Annotated in this window: 16 protein-coding genes; 10 read left to right on the top strand and 6 right to left on the bottom strand. The window is 71.2% G+C overall.

Going from position 1 to position 20,653, the window contains the following annotated elements; all coding sequences use genetic code 11:
• The first annotated feature begins 121 nt into the window (after positions 1 to 121).
• The gene (locus ACIHCL_RS24315) at positions 122 to 1,948 is read left to right on the top strand and encodes a phosphoenolpyruvate carboxykinase (GTP) (protein WP_399864707.1); all 1,827 of its coding nucleotides are present in this window, start codon (positions 122 to 124) and stop codon (positions 1,946 to 1,948) included.
• Positions 1,949 to 2,589: 641 nt separating this feature from the next.
• Here ACIHCL_RS24315 and ACIHCL_RS24310 read toward each other — a convergent pair.
• Together ACIHCL_RS24310 and ACIHCL_RS24305 are read right to left on the bottom strand one after the other, a co-directional pair.
• A complete protein-coding gene (locus tag ACIHCL_RS24310) occupies positions 2,590 to 3,009 on the bottom strand; it encodes a hypothetical protein (RefSeq protein ID WP_399864705.1) in 420 nt (139 codons plus the stop codon).
• Between the two features lie 102 nt (positions 3,010 to 3,111).
• Entirely contained in the window at positions 3,112 to 4,323 is a 1,212-nt protein-coding gene (locus ACIHCL_RS24305; protein WP_399864703.1) for a pyridoxal phosphate-dependent aminotransferase, read from the bottom strand.
• Between the two features lie 760 nt (positions 4,324 to 5,083).
• Here ACIHCL_RS24305 and ACIHCL_RS24300 point away from each other — a divergent pair.
• Positions 5,084 to 5,944: a serine protease gene (locus tag ACIHCL_RS24300; RefSeq protein WP_399864702.1), complete on the top strand. Its 861-nt coding sequence runs from the start codon at positions 5,084 to 5,086 to the stop codon at positions 5,942 to 5,944.
• Between the two features lie 258 nt (positions 5,945 to 6,202).
• On the opposite strand, the gene ACIHCL_RS24295 is transcribed toward ACIHCL_RS24300, so the two are convergent.
• Complete coding sequence (locus tag ACIHCL_RS24295; protein ID WP_399864700.1) at positions 6,203 to 7,219, bottom strand: TetR/AcrR family transcriptional regulator C-terminal domain-containing protein; 1,017 nt, start codon at positions 7,217 to 7,219, stop codon at positions 6,203 to 6,205.
• An 85-nt stretch (positions 7,220 to 7,304) separates the two neighbouring features.
• Between ACIHCL_RS24295 and ACIHCL_RS24290 the strand changes: the two genes are divergently transcribed.
• Positions 7,305 to 8,168 (top strand): siderophore-interacting protein, encoded by an 864-nt coding sequence (locus ACIHCL_RS24290; RefSeq protein WP_399864699.1) that lies wholly within the window; start codon positions 7,305 to 7,307, stop codon positions 8,166 to 8,168.
• Positions 8,169 to 8,563: 395 nt separating this feature from the next.
• Here ACIHCL_RS24290 and ACIHCL_RS24285 read toward each other — a convergent pair whose 3' ends face one another.
• A complete protein-coding gene (locus ACIHCL_RS24285) occupies positions 8,564 to 10,210 on the bottom strand; it encodes an amidohydrolase family protein (RefSeq protein ID WP_399864697.1) in 1,647 nt (548 codons plus the stop codon).
• A 128-nt stretch (positions 10,211 to 10,338) separates the two neighbouring features.
• The gene (locus tag ACIHCL_RS24280; RefSeq protein ID WP_399864696.1) at positions 10,339 to 11,712 is read right to left on the bottom strand and encodes an alanine racemase; all 1,374 of its coding nucleotides are present in this window, start codon (positions 11,710 to 11,712) and stop codon (positions 10,339 to 10,341) included.
• A gap of 372 nt (positions 11,713 to 12,084) precedes the next feature.
• Here ACIHCL_RS24280 and ACIHCL_RS24275 point away from each other — a divergent pair, with 372 nt between their 5' ends.
• Genes ACIHCL_RS24275 through ACIHCL_RS24260 form a run of 4 tightly spaced genes read left to right on the top strand, consistent with a single transcriptional unit; the run spans position 12,085 to position 14,512 of the window.
• A complete protein-coding gene (locus tag ACIHCL_RS24275; protein ID WP_399864856.1) occupies positions 12,085 to 13,167 on the top strand; it encodes a sugar kinase in 1,083 nt (360 codons plus the stop codon).
• Positions 13,164 to 13,340 carry a hypothetical protein gene (locus tag ACIHCL_RS24270; protein WP_399864695.1) on the top strand — a complete coding sequence of 59 codons (177 nt, stop codon included), beginning with the start codon at positions 13,164 to 13,166 and terminating at the stop codon, positions 13,338 to 13,340. The genes ACIHCL_RS24275 and ACIHCL_RS24270 overlap by 4 nt, the downstream gene beginning before the upstream one ends.
• Positions 13,337 to 14,095 (top strand): IclR family transcriptional regulator, encoded by a 759-nt coding sequence (locus ACIHCL_RS24265; RefSeq protein ID WP_399864693.1) that lies wholly within the window; start codon positions 13,337 to 13,339, stop codon positions 14,093 to 14,095. Before ACIHCL_RS24270 ends, ACIHCL_RS24265 begins: the two co-directional genes overlap by 4 nt.
• Positions 14,096 to 14,101: 6 nt before the next feature.
• On the top strand, positions 14,102 to 14,512 hold the full coding sequence (locus tag ACIHCL_RS24260) for a RidA family protein (protein WP_399864691.1): 411 nt from the start codon (positions 14,102 to 14,104) through the stop codon (positions 14,510 to 14,512).
• Between the two features lie 467 nt (positions 14,513 to 14,979).
• On the opposite strand, the gene ACIHCL_RS24255 is transcribed toward ACIHCL_RS24260, so the two are convergent.
• Positions 14,980 to 16,680, bottom strand: coding sequence for a chitinase (locus ACIHCL_RS24255; RefSeq protein WP_399864855.1), 1,701 nt, complete (start codon positions 16,678 to 16,680; stop codon positions 14,980 to 14,982).
• 949 nt (positions 16,681 to 17,629) lie between these two features.
• On the opposite strand from ACIHCL_RS24255, the gene ACIHCL_RS24250 reads away from it, so the two are divergent.
• The 3 genes from ACIHCL_RS24250 to ACIHCL_RS24240 all read left to right on the top strand — a co-directional run bounded on the left by ACIHCL_RS24250 (position 17,630) and on the right by ACIHCL_RS24240 (position 20,591).
• Positions 17,630 to 18,496, top strand: coding sequence for a hypothetical protein (locus tag ACIHCL_RS24250; protein ID WP_399864689.1), 867 nt, complete (start codon positions 17,630 to 17,632; stop codon positions 18,494 to 18,496).
• A gap of 75 nt (positions 18,497 to 18,571) precedes the next feature.
• Positions 18,572 to 19,279 carry a Flp pilus assembly protein CpaB gene (cpaB, locus tag ACIHCL_RS24245; RefSeq protein WP_399864687.1) on the top strand — a complete coding sequence of 236 codons (708 nt, stop codon included), beginning with the start codon at positions 18,572 to 18,574 and terminating at the stop codon, positions 19,277 to 19,279.
• Positions 19,280 to 19,286: 7 nt separating this feature from the next.
• Positions 19,287 to 20,591 (top strand): CpaE family protein, encoded by a 1,305-nt coding sequence (locus ACIHCL_RS24240; protein WP_399864685.1) that lies wholly within the window; start codon positions 19,287 to 19,289, stop codon positions 20,589 to 20,591.
• The last annotated feature ends 62 nt before the right edge of the window (positions 20,592 to 20,653 follow it).

Raw genomic sequence — 20,653 nt, 5'->3', positions numbered from 1 at the left:
CGGATGATCAAATGAGTGAGGTCGGCACCGGATGAGCGCCAACGGGATCCCAAGGGGTGGAAGCGTCCGGGTCGCAGCCCCCACGGGGCCTAACAGCACATACCCTCGACAAGGAGCGATCGTGGCGCGCGACATCGCGGCTCCCCCCACTGCCCCCACCAACCATCAGGCCCTCACCACCTGGGTGAATGAGATCGCTGCCATCACCGAACCGGACCGGGTGGTCTGGTGCGACGGCTCCGAGGCCGAGTACGAGCGCCTGTGCGGGGAGCTCGTGTCCAAGGGGACGTTCAAGAAACTCGACGAGTCCAAGCGTCCGAACTCGTACTACGCCGCGTCCGACCCCAGCGACGTCGCCCGCGTCGAGGACCGCACGTTCATCTGCTCCGAGAAGGAGGAGGACGCCGGTCCGACGAACCACTGGAAGGCCCCCGCCGAGATGCGGGAGATCTTCACCGGTGAGAACGGTGTCTTCCGCGGCTCCATGCGTGGACGCACCATGTACGTCGTGCCCTTCTGCATGGGCCCCCTCGGCTCCCCGCTCTCCGCGATCGGCGTCGAGATCACCGACTCCGCGTACGTCGCCGTCTCCATGCGCACCATGACGCGCATGGGTCAGGCCGTCCTCGACGAGCTGGGCAGCGACGGCTTCTTCGTCAAGGCCGTGCACACCGTGGGCGCGCCCCTGGAGGAGGGCCAGGAGGACGTCCCCTGGCCGTGCAACACCACCAAGTACATCTCGCACTTCCCCGAGGACCGCGAGATCTGGTCGTACGGCTCCGGCTACGGCGGCAACGCCCTGCTCGGCAAGAAGTGCTACGCACTGCGCATCGCGTCCGTCATGGCGCGTGACGAGGGCTGGCTCGCCGAGCACATGCTGATCCTCAAGCTCACCCCGCCGCAGGGCGAGGCGAGGTACGTCGCCGCCGCGTTCCCGTCCGCCTGCGGCAAGACCAACCTCGCCATGCTGGAGCCCACCATCCCCGGCTGGACCGTCGAGACCATCGGCGACGACATCGCCTGGATGCGGTTCGGCGAGGACGGCCGCCTCTACGCCATCAACCCCGAGGCCGGTTTCTTCGGCGTCGCGCCCGGCACCGGCGAGCACACCAACGCCAACGCCATGAAGACCATGTGGGGGAACTCGGTCTTCACCAACGTCGCGCTCACCGACGACGGGGACGTCTGGTGGGAGGGCATGACGGAGGCCGCTCCGGCCCACCTCACCGACTGGCGGGGCAATGACTGGACGCCCGCGTCCGACACCCCCGCCGCCCACCCCAACGCCCGCTTCACCGTCCCGGCCGGGCAGTGCCCGATCATCGCGCCCGAGTGGGAGGACCCGCAGGGCGTGCCGATCTCCGCGATCCTCTTCGGTGGCCGCCGCGCCTCGGCCGTGCCGCTGGTCACCGAGTCCTTCAACTGGCAGCACGGCGTCTTCCTCGGAGCCAACGTGGCCTCCGAGAAGACCGCCGCCGCCGAGGGCAAGGTCGGTGAGCTGCGTCGCGACCCGTTCGCCATGCTGCCGTTCTGTGGCTACAACATGGGCGACTACATGGCCCACTGGCTGAAGGTCGGCGCGGACAAGCCGGACCAGTCGAAGCTCCCGAAGATCTACTACGTGAACTGGTTCCGCAAGAACGACGCGGGCAAGTTCGTGTGGCCCGGCTTCGGCGAGAACAGCCGCGTCCTGAAGTGGATCGTCGAGCGTCTGGACGGCAAGGCCGAGGGCGTCGAGACGCCGATCGGGGTCCTGCCCACCAAGGACGCCCTGGACACCGAGGGCCTCGACCTCTCCGACGCCGACCTGGACTTCCTGCTCACGGTCGACAAGGGCGTCTGGCGCGAGGAGGCGGGCCTGGTCCCCGAGCACCTCAACACCTTCGGCGACCACGCCCCGAAGGAGCTGTGGGACGAGTACCGCGCCCTGGTCCAGCGCCTGGGCTGAGCCGGTGACGTGGTGTCACCCCGGGCGGGTCCCGCGGTGACACCACGGGCGCACCCCGCACGGGTGCGCCCCCGCACGCCCCGTGGCCGGGTCTTTGGACATCCGCCCTGACCTGTGGGGCCGACGGCCCGCCGCGGCACGGCCCCCGGAATCCCCTCACGGTTCCGGGGGCCTCTCTTTCCGGCCCGTACCCCCGTACAACGGCGTTCGGGGGTACGGGTCCAGGCCATTCGCGGGCCGCGGTCATGTCGGGGGCCGGTCGTGTCGGGGCCCCGGTGGTGCCCGACCCCGGCCGAGTGCGGGGCCGCGTTCGGGTCCGGGCGCGGCCGTGTGCCCGTCCGTGCGGGCGGGGAGGCGTGCGTACCCGGGCCGGCGCCGCCGCGGCCGCTCACGGCCCCTTCGCGTGACCGTGTCGGTCCGCGGCGCCTTGCACCACGCCTCCGTCCGGCTGCCGTCGGGGCCGCGCCGCCATCGGACGGGCCCCGTGCGCGTAGAGCCGCTCGGGTGTGCCCGGTACGTGAACGGAGGGCGGGTGATTCATGTCCGGTGACCGGTGACCGGTGACCCGTGGCCCCGTCACCGGTGCGATCGTTTGGAAGACACCCGGTCCACGAGCCTCGGCGGCCCGTGGACCGGGGCCGTCATCGGGCGCCGACCAGTCGTGACGGGGCGGGGGACGGGGTGGTCGTCCGGCCTGCGGGCGTCGCCGCCGCGTGGGCGTCCATGCGCTCGGCCGCGAGGATCGCGACGACCGTGTCGGCGCGCGACGCGGCCACCACCAGCGCCCGGCCCGCGAGGGCGTGCGCGCGACGGTGGAGGGCGGGTGCGGGCGCGCCGCTCCGACCGGCGTGCCGGGTCGGCGGTGTGCCGCGCAGCCGAGCCACCTGCTCGGCGATGAGGTCGCCCGCCGTGTCCAGCCCCAGCTCGTCGGTGACCGCGAGCAGCGCCGCCAGGTGTCCGGCGAGCTGGATGTCCAGCTCCTCCTCGCGGGAGCGGCGGGGGAAGTCGCCGGCGTGGTCGGCCTGTGTGTGGACCGACGGGGTGCGGATCGGTTCGTACATGGATGGCCTCCTGGAATTGCCGTGGAGTCATCCTACATTAGAACTCGTCTAAAGTTGTCTGTGGTCGATCCCTGTTGCCCGCATCTGCTGGGGCCGGATCTCCTACGGCTGGCCGTACCCGTCCAGGAAGTGGGCGATCCTGGTCACCGCGTCCGTCAGCTCCTCGGCCGGGGGCAGCGTCACCACGCGGAAGTGATCGGGCTCCGGCCAGTTGAACCCGGTGCCGTGCACGACCATGATCTTCTCGGCTCGCAGCAGGTCGAGCACCATCTGCCGGTCGTCCTTGATCTTGAAGACCTTGGGGTCGAGGCGCGGGAAGAGGTACAGCGCCCCCTTCGGTTTCACGCACGTCACGCCCGGAATCCGGGTCAGCAGGTCGTAGGCGATGTCCCGTTGCTCCCGCATCCGCCCGCCCGGCAGCACCAGATCGTCGATCGACTGTCGTCCGCCGAGGGCCGTGGCCACGGCGTACTGGGACGGCATGTTGGCGCAGAGTCGCATGTTGGCGAGGATCGTCAGCCCCTCGATGTACGAGGCGGCGTGGGCCTTCGGGCCGCAGACCGCCAGCCAGCCCGACCGGTATCCGGCCACCCGGTAGTTCTTGGAGAGTCCGTTGAAGGTGAGCACCAGCAGGTCGGGGGCGATCGTCGCGGTGGGGATGTGGACGGCGCCGTCGTACAGGATCCGGTCGTAGATCTCGTCGGAACAGACGATCAGATTGTGCCGCCGGGCGATCTCCGTGAGTCCGCGCAGCATCGTCTCGTCGTAGACCGCGCCGGTCGGATTGTTGGGGTTGATGATCACGAGCGCCTTGGTGCGGTCGGTGATCTTCCGCTCGATGTCGGCGAGGTCCGGCATCCAGTCGGCCTGCTCGTCGCACCGGTAGTGCACCGCCGTGCCGCCCGCCAGCGAGACCGATGCTGTCCACAGCGGGTAGTCGGGAGCGGGGACCAACACCTCGTCCCCGTCGTCGAGCAATGCCTGCATCGACATCTGGATCAGCTCGGAGGCGCCGTTGCCCAGGTAGACGTCCTCGACGTCGAGGTCGACGCCCTTGGTCTGGTAGTGCTGCACCACTGCCCGCCGCGCGGACAGCAGTCCCTTCGCGTCGCCGTAGCCATGCGCCCCGGAGAGGTTGCGCAGCATGTCCTCAAGGATCTCGGGCGGGCACTCGAACCCGAACGCGGCGGGGTTGCCGGTGTTCAGCTTGAGGATGCGATGACCGGCCGCCTCCAGCCGCATCGCCTCCTCCAGCACGGGGCCCCGGATTTCGTAGCAGACGTTGGCGAGCTTCGTGGACTGGATGACCTGCATGTCCCGGAGCTTACGGCCGTGCATACCGGGCCGCGGGGCTTCCGCCGACGCGCGCCCCGCCGGGGTCATCCGGTTGCCGCCACCGCGTCTTCCATAGCCATGTGCTCCCCGCCCCTGGACCGTTGGATCACGGGTCGGGAACGGGCGCGGGGCTTGGAATGGGCCGGAACGGGGACGTGACACAGACGGACGGGTGAGATGTGCCACGTGGGTGTGCGGCGCACCACGGATGTCCCGGGCGGGCGGCCCCGTGCCCGGGAGCGGGGTTGCGCGCGCGGGGGCGGGGTGGGGCGGGGGCGGGGTAGGGGGTGCCGGGCGCGGGGGCGCGGAACGGGGCCGCGGGTCCGGGCGCGACCATGCGTAGGCGGCGGAGTTCGGGGTGCCGGAGGGGCTAAATCAGGCCATGCGGCGCGCCGCCCGATCAGGCCATGGAGCGTGTGGGGCGGTCGCCTCGATCGGCGGTCGAGTCGGCTCCGAGTCCGCGTCGAAACCCGGGCTCCGGAGGAGCGCACCACGGTCTGACGTCCGACGTCTGTCGGCGCCGGTCGGTGCGGAGGCTGTGCCGGCCGGCGCCGGGCCCGCGTGGGCGGGCGCCTGGGCGGCCCCGGCGCGACCCGGGGTGAGCCCGGGAGACGGGTGCCCGGAATCCGCCCCTTGTTGAGGTCCCCCTCCGTACGCAAGCATGCGCATGTCAAACCGAAGGAACTTCGGTAGCCGGGGCCGTCGGGGTCCCGCGCATGTCACTGGAGGGGACCCCCACATGAAGAAACCTCTCATCGGTGCGCTCTTCGCCGTTCTGCTCCTCGGAGCGGGGACCGCACCCGCCGTCGCGGCCACCGGTCAGGACTCGGCCGCGGCCGGTACGGTCAAGACGAAGGTCACGCCCAAGGCGGTCAACTTCGCCGGGACCGTGGCGCTCAGCAACTGTTCCGGTTCCGTCGTCCGCACGCCCACCTCCCAGCCCTCCGACCCCGCGCTGGTGCTCTCCAACGGGCACTGCCTGGAGACGGGCTTCCCCGGACCGGGTCAGGTGCTGCTCAACCGGTCGTCCAGCCGCAGCTTCACCCTGTTGAACGCCTCCGGCAACGGTGTTGCCACGCTGCGGGCCAGCAAGATCGCGTACGGGACGATGACCGACACCGACGTCTCGGTGTACCAGCTCACCAGCACCTACGCGCAGATCGAGAGCAGCTACGGCATCAAGGCGCTGGAGCTCAACACCGCGCGCCCCGTCCAGGGCACCGCGATCACGGTCGTCTCCGGCTACTGGAAGCGCACGTACTCCTGCAACGTGGACGGGTTCGTCTACCGCCTCAAGGAAGGGCAGTGGACCTGGAAGGACTCGGTCCGCTACACCTCCGCCTGCCAGACCATCGGAGGCACGTCCGGTTCTCCGGTGATCGACAACGTCACCGGCAAGGTCGTCGCCGTCAACAACACCGGCAACGAGAGCGGCCAGCGATGCACGGACAACAACCCGTGCGAGGTGGACGAGAGCGGCAATGTGACCGTGCGTCGGGGAATCAACTACGCCCAGCAGACCTACGGCATCGTCCCGTGCATCGGCCCGGGCAACCAGTTCGACCTCAACCGGCCCGGATGCGCGCTGCCCAAGCCGTGAGTTCTGTCCAAGCCGTGGGTCCTGTCCGCGGCCTCGCGGCCTGATTCGTGCGCAAGTCCTGAGCCCTGCCCGAGCCGTGGTTCCGGCGGGAGCCATGGCTCTGCCGGAGCTGTGAGCCGGTGATCTCCTCCGTCGCCGTGGCCGCCCGCCCCGAACGGGCGGCCACGGCGACGCCATGCGTCGGGTCTCCGGGTGTGCGGTCTCACGCCATGCGGCTTCGGACCACGTGTTCTCGGGCCGTGCGGTCTCGGCGCGGTCTCAACCGGCGCGGTCCCGGGGGGCGTCCGTGCGCCGGATCGCCGCCTCGATCCCGTCGAGCAGCACACCGAGGCCGAGGGCGAACGTCTTCCGTGCCTCGCGCTCCAGAAACGGCATCGCCTCCTCGTCGCCCTCGTTCCCGCCCTCCTTCCCCTCGCCCCTCCTCGTGTCCTCGTCCTCGTCCACGGCGGGCGGCGGCTGCGGGGCGCTGTCGCGTTCCATCGCGCTCAGGCTCGGATAGCGATCCGCGAAGTCGGGCGCCACCTCGCTCAGCAACGTCGAGCGGGTGAACCACCACTCCTCGTCCGACTCACCCGTCACCGCCGCGGCCTGCCGCGCCTCGGCGACCGTCCCGGCGCACCCGCGCACGAAGTGGGTCAGCGTGCCCACCAGCCGCCGCACCGGACCGGCTTCGAGCCCCGTCCCGTTCAGCAGGCGTACGAGGGTGTCCAGTGCCGCGTACTCGTGCGGACCGAGAACCGGGCGGGCCTGGGAGATCTGGAGCACCCAGGGGTGGCGCAGGTGGAATTCGAGCATGTCCCGCGCCCATGCGGTCAGCCCCGCGCGCCAGTCGCCGGCGTCCGAGCGCTCCCCGTGTGCCGCACCGCACCGCTCGTGCCGCCCGGACTCCCCGCTCCCTCCGCGTGCCCCGCACGCCCTGTGTGTCCCGCACGCCCCGCGTGTCCCGTGCTCCCCGTAGCCCTCGAACTCCCCGTATTCCCCGGAGAGTTCGGCGTGGACCGCGTCGTACATCAGGTCCAGCAGCTCGCCCTTGCCGGGGACGTATGTGTACAGCGCCATCGCCGTACGGCCCAGCCGTTCGCCCACCGCGCGCATCGAGAGCGCGGCCATGCCCTCCTCGTCGGCGACGGCGATCGCGGCGGTCACGATCGCGTCCACGCTCAGCCCCGGCCGGGGGCCCGGACCGGGCGTGCGGCGCGGCTGCTCCGGCCGCTCGGCGCGCCACAGCAGGGACATCGAACGCCGGGCGTCGCCCTGTCCGGCATAGACCGCCACTTGCAACTCCTTACGCCATAAAGTAATTTCGCCGAGGCGATTTCAATTCCTTATGGCATAAAGTATCAGGAGGGGCGGTGCCGTGATGGGGCCTGCGTTGCCGGTGTCGTATGTACGGGTCGTGGCCGTGGAGCGGCTCACCCCACGGGTGGCGCGCATCTCCTTCTCCGGGGACGCGTCCGCGCGGGACCTGGGGGAAATCCTGGAGGACCGCCCCGACCAGCAGATGAAGCTGTGTTTCCCGAGGGAGGGGCAGGACGTGCCCCGGCTCCCGGAGCCGGACGCCGACGACGCGCACGGCATGCGGTGGTACGAGGCGTACCTCGCGATCCCCGAGGCCGAACGGCCGCTCATGCGGAGCTTCACCGTGCGCGGACACGACCGGGCGGCCGGCCTGATGACCGTCGACTTCGTGCTCCACGGCGACGACGGGCCCGCCGCCCGCTGGGGCCGGGACGCCCGCCCCGGGGACGTGCTCGGCATGGTCGGCCCGTCGGCGGCGTACGCCCGGCCGCTGCCCGTCGCCGACTGGCTGCTGCTGGCCGGTGACGAGACCGCGCTTCCGGCCATCGGGACGCTGCTGGAGTCCCTCCCGGCCGGTGCGCGGGCGGTGGTGTACGCGGAGGTCGCGGACGAGGCGGAACGGCAGGTGTTCGACTCGCCGGGCGAGGTGTCCGTCCACTGGGTGTGCCGGGACCGGGGCGAGACGCTGACGGGCGCGGTACGGTCCGCCGTGCTGCCCGCCGGGTCCGGCGCCGCCTGGGTGGCCGGTGAGGCCGGGGCGGTGCGGGCGCTGCGCCGCCACCTGGTCGAGGAACGCGGGCTGCCCCGGACCGCCGTGGAGTTCAGCGGCTACTGGCGGGCGGACCTGACCCAGGACGACGCACCGACCGAGGAGGACCTGGCCTGGGCGAGGGAACGGGCAGCGGAGGCGGCGGACGCGCCGTAGGAGCAACGGGCCCTGCAGGGGCGCGGACCGGTGGGGCCTCGTGGTCGGACCCGGACCCGGCCTTGGCCCCGATCCCGGACCCGGCCTTGGCCTCGATCCCGGACCTGGTCGCGACCCCGGCCCCGGTCGCGCGGAGGCGGGCCGACCCCCGCGAGCCCTCACCCGCGTTCCGCACGGGCGTTCCGCATTCCGTGCGGGACCGGCCGCCGTGGACCGCCCGCCGTGGACCGGCCGACGTACCGCCCCACCCGCCCCCGACCGCGTGCGGGGCGGACCGTGCTCGGTGACACCCGTACTGGGCCGCGTGCGGGTCAGGCCGTGCGCTGTGACCCCCGTTGCCGGGCCGCGTGCGGGGTGGCATGTGCCCTTGTGACCCCTGTCCCGGGCCGCGTGGGTCAGTCTGTGCCCTGCGGTGACACCCGCCCCGCGCCCCGCACGGAGCGGCCTGCCAGGACCTGGGTGCGGCGGCCGTCCTCGATGACGAAGCGGCCGTCGATCAGTACGTGCGGGATGCCGGTCGGCAGCGTGCGCGGCGCCTCGAACGTCGAACCGGCCGCCACCGTCGCCGGATCGAACAGGACCAGGTCGGCGCGATAGCCCTCGCGGACGTACCCCCGGTCGGCCAGGCGCAGCCGCCGCGCGGGGCGGGAAGTGAGGTGGGCGACGCACTCCTCCAGCGAGAGGATCCCCAACTCCCTTACATAGCGGCCGAGATAATGCGGAAACGTGCCATAGGCGCGGGGGTGCGGCTTGTCGCCTTGGAGGATGCCGTCGCTGCCTCCGGTGTGCACCCGGTGCCGCATGATCCGCCGGACGTTCTCCTCGTGGCCCACGTGCTGGAGGATCGTGGTGCCGAGCCGGTCCTCGACGAGCAGCCGACGGGCGGTCGCCCAGGGGGCCTCGCCGCGCAGCCGGGCCGCCTCGGCCACCGTGCGCCCGACGTATCCGGCGAGGGCGGGTGCGGTGACGCCCGAGATCTCGATCGTGTCCCACTCGATCGGCACGCCGTGGCATCCGTCCGAGCCCACCACCTCCATGGCGTGCCGCATCCGGTCGGAGGTCGCGCCGTCCCCGAGGCGGGCCAGCACCGCATCGGGTCCGCCCTCGCTCGCCCAGCTCGGCAGCATCGCGACGAGGGTGGTGCTGCCGGGGGTGTACGGGTAGCTGTCGAGGGAGATGTCGGCGCCCGCGTCCAGCGCCTCGTCCAGCAGGGCCAGCAGCTCCGGGGCCCGGCCCTCGTTCACGCCGAAGTTCATGGTGGCGTGGGCGAGATGGAGGGCGCAGCCCGCGTTCCGGGTGAGCCGCACCATTTCCTCGTACGCGGCCAGCGCGCCCGCGCCGTACGAGCGGTGGTGGGGGCAGTAGTAGCCGCCGTACCGGGCCACCACCCGGCACAGTTCGGTGAGTTCGGCGTCGTCGGCGTACATGCCGGGGGTGTAGGTCAGGCCGGAGGACATGCCGACCGCACCGTCCGCCATGCCCCGGGCGACGAGTTCCCGCATCCGGTCCAGTTCGGCGCCGGTGGGCGGGCGGTCCTCCCAGCCCATCGCGTACATCCGGACCGTGCCCTGCGGGATCAGGTAGGCGGCGTTGACGGCGATGCCCCGGCCGTCGAAGCCGCGGTCCAGGCGGTCCAGGTACTCGCCGACCGTGCGCCAGTCGAAGTCGACGCCCTCGTCCTCGGGCCCGCCCCCGTTCCAGCCGGCGATGGCGCGGCGCACCTCGGCGAGCGTCCGGTCGTCGGCCGGGGCGTACGACAGGCCGTCCTGGCCGAGGACTTCGAGCGTGACGCCCTGCGCCGCCTTGGCGCTGTGATCGGGGTCGCGCAGCAGCGCCAGATCGCTGTGCGCGTGCATGTCGATGAAGCCGGGGGAGAGGGCGAGCCCCTCGGCGTCGAGGACGCGACGGCCGGAGGGGCGTGGTCCGGGCGCGCGCTCGGGATGGACCGCGGCGATCCGGCCCCCGGAGACGGCCACGTCGGCGCGGCGTCCGGGGGCGCCGGTGCCGTCGAGGACGTACGCGTCGCGGATGACCAGGTCCATGGGATCGCCTGTCTGTGGATCAAATGACTGATCGAGATCGGAGCTGCTGATCGAGACCAGAGTTGCTGATCGAGGTCGGAACTGATGGTCGAGATCGGAACTGATGGGAGATCAGGATGCATCGGGGATCAGAAGAAGGTGCGGATGTAGTCGGTGACCGTGCCGTCCGCCTCGACCAGCGGGATCAGCTGCCACTTGTCGAAGCTGGTGCACGGGTGCGAGAGCCCCATGCCGACCCAGTCGCCGACCTCCAGTCGGGCACCGGGCTCGGTGCGCAGCCACGTGTGCTGGTCGGACAGGCCGGTGACCGTGATCCCCGTCGCGGGCCGGATGGTGCCGTCGCGCCCCGAGCGCACGACCTGGGCCTGCGGCAGATCGAGGTCGTACGCCGCGTCCCGCTTCCCCGCGTTGAGGAACGCCTGCTCTGGGGAGGGCCGGGAGACGACCTGGGCCCAGAGCCGGAAGGCGGACCGCAGGGCCCCCTCCTCGGGGACGCGGTTGAACGGGGTGAGGTGGCGGTAGTGGCCGTCGTCGTGCGAGACGTAGGCCCCCGAGCGCAGCAGCTTCAGTACGGGGCGGGAGAGCTCGGGGATCTCCGCGAACACGTCCGCCACCGTGTCGAACCACGCACTGCCGCCCGCGCTGATCACGATGCCCTCGTCGGCGGCGCCCGCGACTCCCCCCGTGCCCCCCGGAAGCGCCCCCGCGGCCGTCCCGGCCGGCGCTCCCTCAGCCGCTCCCTCAGCCGCTCCGGACGGCGCGAAGCGGCCTTCCCGGTCGAAGGCGACGGCCAGCGCGACGAGCCGTCGCAGCCACTCCCGGACCCGCTCGTCCGACGCGTCCGGCACCTCGCCCTCGTACCCGGCCACGCCCACCAGCCGCAGCGTCCCGGTCGCGGCCACCGCGTCGGCGACCGCCGCGCACTCCGCCTCGGTACGGGCGCCGGTGCGCGCGCCCTCGCCCGCGCCCAGCTCCACGACGACGTCCACGGGGCGGGACGCGCCCGCCGCGCTCAGGGCCTCGTCCATCAGCTCCACGCCGCGCACCGAGTCGACGTAGCAGACGAAACGGAACTCCGGGTCGCGGTCCAGCTCGCCGGCGAGCCAGCGCAGGGCCGCGGGGTCGACGATTTCGTTGGCGAGGAGGATCCGCCGGATCCCATACGCCCGGTAGACCCGCGCCTGGTGCGGCACGGCCGCCGTGATGCCCCAGGCGCCGTGCTCCAGCTGGCGGGCGAAGAGCTGCGGGGACATGGAGGTCTTGCCGTGCGGGGCGAAGGCCAGCCCATGGCGTTCCGTGTAGGACTCCAGCAGCGCGAGGTTGTGCTCGACCGGCTCGGCGGACAGGGCGAGCACGGGGGTGGTGAAGCCGCCCGTGAAGAGATCGCGCCGCTCGGCGGCGAGGGCGCCGACGGTCAGGCCCTCGGCGTCGGGCGGAAGCGCCTTGAAGCGGTGATCGACCAGCTCGTCGGCGAGTCCGGCCACGGGGCGGTGGGCGGCCAAGGGTGCCTCCTCGATCGAAGTGGTCGTCGCAGCAGAAGCCGTTGTTGCATCATATGCAACGTCCATTGCGTATATCGCTTGTCGCTGTCTAACATCCGAGCCGACACCGGGTCAATGGCAGCACGGCAGCGACGCCGACGCCGGGGCACCGGCGGGACCCGGCACCACCCCGGCCACATGCACGCCGCTCCCCACCGGGGAACACGGGCCCGGCCACCGGCTCCCACCACCCTGCCCACCGCCCCGAACGACCGAACCCATCGATCACGCGAGGAGCCACGAGTGCCCGGAACCCCGGCCAGGACCGCCGACACCGGCTCCGCCACGCCTGTCGGAACAAGCGGCGACCGGCACGCCGGCACCGGCTCCGCCATGCCCGTCGGCACGGAGACGGACGAGCACGCGGACTCCGGCACCGAGGGGCACGCCCGGAGCGGTACGCGCGCCGATGTCGTGTGCCTCGGCGAGTCCATGGTGACGTTCCTGCCGTCGCGGCCCGGCCGTCTCGCCGACGTCCCCTCCTTCGGCCGCGGCATCGGCGGCGCCGAGTCCAACGTCGCCTGCGCGCTCGCCGCGGCCGGGCATCGGACGGCCTGGGTCAGCAGGGTCGGCGCGGACGGCTTCGGGGACCATCTGGTGGAGACGATCGCCGGGTACGGGGTCGACACCTCGGCGGTGCGGCGCGACCCGGCGCGGCCCACCGGTATCTACTTCCGCACCGCGACGGACCGGGCTACCGATGTGCACGAGGTCGCCTACTACCGGGCCGGGTCCGCCGCCTCCGCGATGTCCCCGGACAACATCCCCTACGAGGCGCTGTTCGCCGGCCGCGTCCTGCATCTGTCCGGCATCACGGCGGCGCTCTCCGCCGGCTGCCTGGCCCTGCTCCGCGACCTGACCGCGCCCCGCCCCGGCCGCCCGCTGCTCTCCTTCGACGTGAACCACCGGCCGGGCCTGTGGCGCGGTGCCGCCGCCGGTCCCGGTGTGCTCCTGGACCTGGCGCGCGGCTGCGACCTGGTCTTCGTGGGCGAGGACGAGGCGGAGGAGGCGTGGGGGCTGACCGGGGCCGGAGCGATCCGTGCGGCGGTTCCGCAGCCGGCGGTCCTGGTAGTCAAGCGCGGGGCCGAGGGGGCCACGGTCTTCTCGCGCACCGACGGGGCGGACACCGTCACCACCGTCCCCGCTCTGTGCGTCGACGTCGTCGCCCCCGTCGGCGCCGGGGACGCCTTCGCCGCAGGCTTCCTCTCCGCCACTCTGCGGGGGCTGGGCGTACGCGACCGGGGCCGGCACGGCCACCTCATGGCCGCCGCCGTGCTCACCGTCCCCGGCGATCTCACCGATCCGCCGTCCCGCGCCCGTGCCGACGCCCTTGCCGCGTTGGACGACGACGCCTGGGGGAGACTTCGTCTCGGCCCCGGGTGGACGGGGGAGGACCAGGAGGTACGTACGACGTGAGCGACCGCGAGCAGCCAACGGGCGGGGCGAGCGCCCCGGCCGAGCCCGGAACGAAGAGCGCCCACCGGGCCGAACACGGCCTGGGCGCCCACCGGACCGGGCACCACGTGGGTGGCCGGGCGGCGTACGGCCGGGGCCGTCAGGGACGCCCAGGCGGCGAGGTGCGCGCATGAGCCAGACCGTCGACCGCGCGCTGAGCATCCTGCCGCTGCTCGCCCAGGGGCCCGCCGACCTCGGGCAGGTGGCCGAACGGCTCGGCGTCCACAAGTCCACCGCGCTGCGCCTGCTCCGTACGCTCCACGACCACGGGCTCGTCTACCGCCAGCAGGACCAGCGCTACCGCCTCGGCGCCCGCCTCTTCGCCCTCGCTCAGGAGGCCGTCGAGAACCTCGATGTGCGCGAGATCGCCCACCCGCACCTCGTCGAGCTCAACGAGGACTGTGGCCACACCGTGCACCTCGCGGTGTACGAGGAGAACGAGGTCCTCTACATCGACAAGGTCGAGAGCCGCTACCCGGTACGCATGTACTCCCGGATCGGGAAGCCCGTCGCGATCACCGTCGCCGCCGTGGCGAAACTGCTCCTCGCCGACCTTCCGGAGCCCGAGCGGCGCACCATCGCCGAAAGGCTCGACTATCCCCTGTACACGCCCCGTTCGACGCCGAACGCCGGTGCCTTCCTCAAGGAACTCGCCGTCGTCCGCGAACAGGGGTGGGCCACCGACCTCGGCGGCCACGAGGAGTCCATCAACTGCGTCGCCGCCCCCGTCCGGGGAGCGGACGGACGCGTCGTCGCCGCGATGTCGGTCTCCGCGCCCAACGTCGTCGTCACGGCCGAGGAGCTCCTCACCCTGCTCCCGCTGGTGCGCCGCACCGCCGACGCCATCAGCCGGGACTACTCCGGCACCAACCAACCCAGGAGAGCCTGAACAGCCATGACCGAGAAGACCGCCCTCACCCCGAGCACCCACACCACGCCGCCGGCGAAGTTCTCGCACGGGGTGAAGAAGGGGAACATCCTCCAGGTCGCCGGCCAGGTCGGCTTCCTCCCCGCCGTGGAGGGCCAGGCACCGACCCCCGCCGGCCCGACGCTGCGCGAGCAGACCCTCCAGACCTTCGCCAACGTCAAGGCGATCCTGGAGGAGGGCGGCGCGACCTGGGACGACGTGATGATGATGCGCGTCTACCTCACGGACGTGGACCACTTCGCCGAGATGAACGAGATCTACAACGCCTACTTCGCCGAGCAGGACCTGAAGGCGCCGCCCGCCGCCCGCACCACGGTCTACGTCGGCCTCCCCAAGGGCCTGCTCATCGAGATCGACGCACTCGCGGTCCTCGGCTGATCCGGCGGACGCGCCGCCGCGGGGGGCGCGTGCCGCGCTCCCCGCGCCCCGCCCCGGTCAGCGGCGGTACGTCGTGCACAGGGCGCTCTTGCCGCCGCCCACGTCGTATGTCCGGCAGGAGTTCCGGTCCTGCCGCCCCCGCGCACGGCCCCGCCTCCGCGCCCCCTTCAGAAGGCCGCAGGCAGAGAGCCGCAGACGCGGGGCTCGGCGGCGATCGGCTGCGGGCACATCCTCAGCTCGGACCTGCTCATGTCCGATGTGCGCACCCGCCACCGCCCCATCCGCTTCCCCTCGGTCCCCGCCCCGGCGTCCGCCCGGAGTCGGTCGCGACGGCCGGCCGCCGAACTCCCCACGCAGGTCGGGCGGGTGACCCCGTGATCCGGCCCCGAACACGCAGCAGCGCCGCCGGGAGAGCGGCGGCGCTGCTGGTCATGGGTGCCGCACGGCGGTGACCGCCGTGGCGGGGGTTACGGCAGTCCGTGGACGTGCGGGGCCACCGCGTTCGACCAGGCGTTGCCCGACTTGGCGTCCCAGTTGGTCGACCAGGTCATCGCACCGCGGATCCCCGGGTACTTCTTCGCGGGCTTGAAGTTGCCGCAGTTGGTGCCGGAGGCCAGGCAGTCCAGGGCGGCGTTCACGATCGACGGGGACACGTAGCCGCTGCCCGCACCGCTGGTCGAGGCGGGGACACCGAGGCCGACCTGCGACGCGTCGAGGCCGCCCTCCAGCTGGATGCAGGCGAGCGCGGTCAGGAAGTCGACCGAGCCCTGCGAGTAGACCTTGCCGTCGCAGCCGAGCATCGAACCGCTGTTGTAGTACTGCATGTTGACGACGGTCAGGATGTCCTTGATGTTGAGCGCCGTCTTGAAGTACTCGCCCGAGGTCGACTGCATGTCGATGGTCTGCGGGGCCATCGTGATGACGAGGCCGGGGCCCGCCTTCTGCGACAGCGAGCGCAGCGCCTTCGTCATGTACGTGGAGTTGAGGCCGTTCTCCAGGTCGATGTCGACCCCGTTGAAGCCGTACTCCTGGATGAGGGCGTAGACCGAGTTCGCGAAGTTGGTGGCCGAGGCGTCGTTGTTGACCGAGATGGTCCCCTTCTCGCCGCCGACCGAGATGATGACGCTCTTTCCGGCGGCCTGCTTGGCCTTGACGTCGGCCTTGAACTGGTCGACGGTGTAGCCGTTCAGCCCGGCCGTGTCCAGGTTGAAGGTGACGGCACCCGGGGTGGTCGTGGCGTCGGCGAAGGAGACCGCGATGATGTCGTAACCCGCCGGCACGTCGCTGAGCTTCTGCACGGTCGCGCCGTTGTTGAAGTTCTGCCAGTAGCCGGTCACGGCGTGCTTGGGCACGGAGGGGTTCGGGTTGGGGGTGCCGCCGCCCTCCTTGGCCGTACGGGCGCTGACGGTCGCGGACTTGACGGACTCGCCGGCCGCGTTGGTCGCGGACACGGCGAACTGGTACGCGGTGTCGGCGGACAGGCCCGTGATGGTGGCGGAGGTCCCGGTGGTCGTGGTGGCCTTGGCGCCGTCCTTGTAGACGGTGTAGCCGGTCGCGCCGGACACCGCGCTCCAGGACAGGGACACGGAGGAGGTCGTGGTCGTGCCGGCCGCGAGACCGGTGGGCGCGCCGGGGATCTGCGGCGTCTCGCCGCTCCCGCCACCGCCGTCCGGGCCGCTGACGGAGACGTCGTCGACCACGTAGGCGGACTGTCCGTACCAGCCGTGGGTGTACACGGTGACCGAGGTGGTGTTCGGGCCGGTCTTGAAACTGGTCGTGAGCTGGGTCCAGTTGGTGGATCCGGGCGACCAGGTGGAGACGTCGGTGGTGCCGGTGCCGCTCGCGCCGAGGTACGCGTACCCGCCCTGCACCCAGGAGCTGAGCGTGTACGTCGAGTCCGGCTTCACGGAGACGGTCTGGGAGCAGCGCGCGGTGTCCTGACCGGACGGGGTGGCCTTGAGGGCACCGGTGCCGCTGTGCACGGGGGAGGAGACGACCTCGCCGCTGCCGTTGGAACAGGTCCAGTTCGAGAGCCCCGACTCGAAGCCCGGGTTCTTGGCGACGTTGACGTCGGCGGCCTGGGCGCTGCCGACGAGGGCGGTGGCGGTCAGCGCGCCGGCCGCGAGTACGGCCATCGCGGTGCCGAGCAGCGGCCGGGTGTGGCGCATCCGGGCTCTGGGCCCGTGGGCGGGGGAGTTTTCCACTTGCTGCCTCCGTGGGGAGTTCGGGGGAATCGGACGGTGCGGGAGGGGGGACGGTGGGGTGTCACGACGGGGGCGTCGGGTAGGGCCGACGGATGGGGGGCAAAGCCGGGCGCGGCTCGCGGGCCGGTGCCTTGGGGGACGGACCGGAGTACGGACGGGGTGGGGTGACGGGGTTCGGGCCCGGGGTTCGGGGCCGGGCCTCGGCGGTGGTCTGCGGGGGATGAGAGAGGTCGGCCGGGGAAGTAGGAGGGAACGGGGGCGTCTTCGACGAGGTCGGTCGGCGGAACCGCAGCCGTCCGGGGGTGGCGGGGGATGGAGGGGCGGGTCCCGGACGGCGGCGGTCACCGCTGGCGGATAAAGCTGGTCCAGACCAATCGAGTTGTCAAGACCTCTGGCAGTGAAGGCTGTTCGGGGCGGGTTCGCCGAGCCGGACCCCAGTCGCCCCGCCGCCCCTCTGCCAACCCCGCGTGAACGCCTTGCGAACCCTTCACGATCCTCGCTGATCCTCCACAAGTTGACAGTTTGTTGACTCTGAGTCGCCTCGTGCGGGTGATGCGGTCCGAGTGCTCGGACGGTGACCGGCCGGCCGCATCCCGGGTGCAAGTGCCGGGTTCCGCATCCGGTCTGACATGCGGGGACGAATTCGGGGCGGGGGCAGTCGGAAGGTGAACCAGTAACTCTCCGCAGTGGTACAGAAGTTAACGATTTTCGATTTGATCCGATTTGACGCCGGTGTGTTGACCGGGCGTCCCCCTCGCGTTGTCGTACTGGCCTCCGGAAAGTGTTCTCTGCCAGGTAAGACGTGGATAAAGTGCTGAGGCAGAAAGCGCGGAGCAGGAGCGATTGCGGCCGACGTCCTGACCGACGTCCGGCCGGAGCCGAAACGGGGAACAGTGTGCCGACCGCAATAGCAGTGACCAGTGTTGATTTGGTACTGCCTCCGACCGACCAGCAGACGCCGACCGCCGCTCTGTTGCAGGCTCCGGATGTCCAGTCGCTGGAGATGGCGATCGGAGACATGCATGTGCTGCTGGAGCAGCACGGCTACGTCGTCGCCGTCTACCCGAGCGCCATCGCTCCCGCTCATGAACGTCGTCTATACTCCGTGCGTTCCGTGCTGGAGAGCGATCGCATCGCTCTGCTCAAGGTGGACCTTCCTCCGCTGGGCATCGCCGTACTCGTGCGGCAGCTGCGCCAGTTGTCCATCTGCGACTTCAGTCCGGGAGTGATCGCCTCCGCCGCCCGGCTGCTGTCCCATTACATCCACGCGGGCGCGCTGCTGCACTCCGTCACCAAGTTCGACAGGGTGCCGGTAGACCTCCGCACCCACGCCAAGTCATGGGTGCCCGGCTCCCAGTTCGCGGTCGTCGCGAGTCCGCAGCCGCAGCTCGTCACCATCGGCCCGAAGGCGGAACCTCCGACCGGCCCGGAATTTCCCACCGAACTGATGACCGCCAAGGGGCAGTCGCAGTCGGAGTGGGTGAAACAGACCCTCGCGCCCGCGTGGAAGGTTCAGACCATTCACGAGGCCGAACTTCCCTCCGATTCCCCGGCCTGGTGGGGAACGGGAAAGCTGGTGGAATTCGCTGCTTATCTGCCAGACATCTCCGTCCTGTACCAACTGGTTTGCTCCGTCCGCCGGGAGATCTGCCACTGGTGCGGATTGGAACTCATCGGAGACCTCTGCGGGTTCTGCTCCTCGCCGCTTCCCGCAGCGGAGAACCGAATGCACCACGCCGGTGTCCTCAGCCAGGGAGCGCCCGCTCCACCGCAGTCCTAGCGCTTCCGCTTTCCTCCGTAGACGCCCTCCTGTCCGCTGCCCCACGCATCCGAATCGAACGAGGTTGTCCGGCCCATGAACTCCCGCCAGCGCCGCGGCGTGATACTCCTGCTCCTGTCGGTTCTGTGCGCCTTCGGCGCCTTCGCCGGTGTGCTATCGGTGATCAGCGACGTCAACTCCAAGGTGGGCCCCGAGGTCTCGGCCTACCAGCTGAAGTCCGACGTCGCGCCCTACAGCGCCCTGTCACCCGGGCAGTTCGAGAAGATCTCGATGCCGAAGCGCTGGCTCTCCGAGAACGCCGTGACCGACCTCTCCGAGGTGAACGGAAAGATCGCCGTCACCCAGCTGCGCAGGGGCTCGCTGCTCCAGTCCGACATGATGCAGAAGCGTCCGGAACTGCAGCCCGGCGAGCAGGAGATCGCCATCATGATCGACGCCGCCACCGGCGTCGCGGGCAAGATCACCCCCGGTTCCACGGTCAACGTCTACGCCACGTTCGCCGGTGAGCGCGACGGCGCCCCCTCCACCTCGAAGGTCATCGTCTCCAACGCCAAGGTGCTGGACGTCGGCAAGCTGACCGCCCTGGAGCCGAACCGCGACGGCAAGTCCAACATGGGCACCGAGGCCGTTCCGATCACCTTCGCCCTGAACACGCTCGACACCCAGCGCATCGCCTACGCCGAGTCGTTCGCGCAGCACGTACGCCTCGCCCTCCTGGCCTCCGGCAGCGACAGCACCATCCGTCCGGGCGACCGCACCTACACGCTCGACAAGGACAAGTGAGGATCGAATGACCACGAGGATCCTCCCGGCCGTCGGTGACGTCGACGCGGCCAGATCCGTCACCACACTGCTCAGCCAGCTTCCCGACGCCGATCCGGCCGCCCCGGTCGGGGACTCGACGCAGCTCATCGACACCCTCGCCCGGCTGGCGGGCGAGTCGCTCGACGAACTGCCGGAGGTCGTGCTGGTCCACGAGCGGATCGGCCCGGTGCCGGCACTGGAGCTGATCCGGGAGGTCTCGCTGCGCTTCCCCGCGATCGGGGTCGTGCTGATAAGCGCCGATGTGACGCCCGGCCTGTTCTCGTCCGCGATGGAATCGGGCGCGCGAGGTGTCGTCACCCTGCCGCTGAGCTACGAGGAACTCGTCAACCGGGTCCAGTCCGCCGCCCAGTGGTCCGTCGGCGTCCGCCGGCACCTGAGCAGCGGCACCGAGGTCTTCACCGGCCCCGGCGGCACCGTCATCACCGTCAGCGGCGCCAAGGGCGGCGTCGGCACCACCGTCACCGCCGTCCAGATCGCCCTTGCGGCCCAGGCGTCCGGACGCAACGTCGCCCTGGTCGACATGGACCTCCAGGCCGGCGACATCGGCTCGTACCTCGACGTGCAGTTCCGACGTTCCATCGTCGACCTCTCCACGATCACCGACATCTCGCCGCGCGTCCTGTCCGACGCCATCTTCACCCACGGCACCGGACTGTCGCTGCTCCTGGCACCCGGCGAGGGTGAGAGCGCCGAGGAGGTCAGCGACCGCTCGGCCCGCCAGATCGTCAGCGCGCTGCGCACCCGCTACGAAGTGGTGGTGATCGACTGCGGCAGCCAGCTGCAGGGGGCGAACGCGGCGGCCATCGAGATGGCCGACACCGCCCTGCTGGTCACCACCCCCGACGTCATCGCGGTACGCGGCGCCAAGCGCCTCGTGCGGATGTGGGAACGCCTCCAGATCCGCAAGGCGGAGGAGACGGTCACGCTCGTCAACCGCTTCATCCGCAACACCGAGATCCAGCCGCCCCTCGTCGAGAAGATCACCGGCACACGGATGGCCGAAACGGCTGTTCCCGCCAACTTCAAGGAACTCCAGAGTGTCCTCGACGCCGGCCGGCTCCACGAACTCGACTCCAAGAGCACCGTCAAACAGGCCCTCTGGGCCCTTGCGGGCGAGCTCGGCATCGTCAAGGTTCCTGAGAAGCCGGAGAAGAACGGCGCGAAGGGCGGCGCGAGGTTCAAGAACGACCGAGGCTCGATCGGCCGCCCACGCGTCGGACGACGCGACGGCGACTCCCGGAACCGGGCGACGACCAAGGGGGCAAGTTGACCAATGGCACTCACCGAGACGACAGACATGGAGATACGGGGAAGGCGTCGCGGTGACCCTTC

Source organism: Streptomyces sp. NPDC052042 (assembly GCF_044548345.1).
Lineage (GTDB): Bacteria > Actinomycetota > Actinomycetes > Streptomycetales > Streptomycetaceae > Streptomyces.
This window is presented reverse-complemented; position numbering and strand designations above follow the sequence as displayed.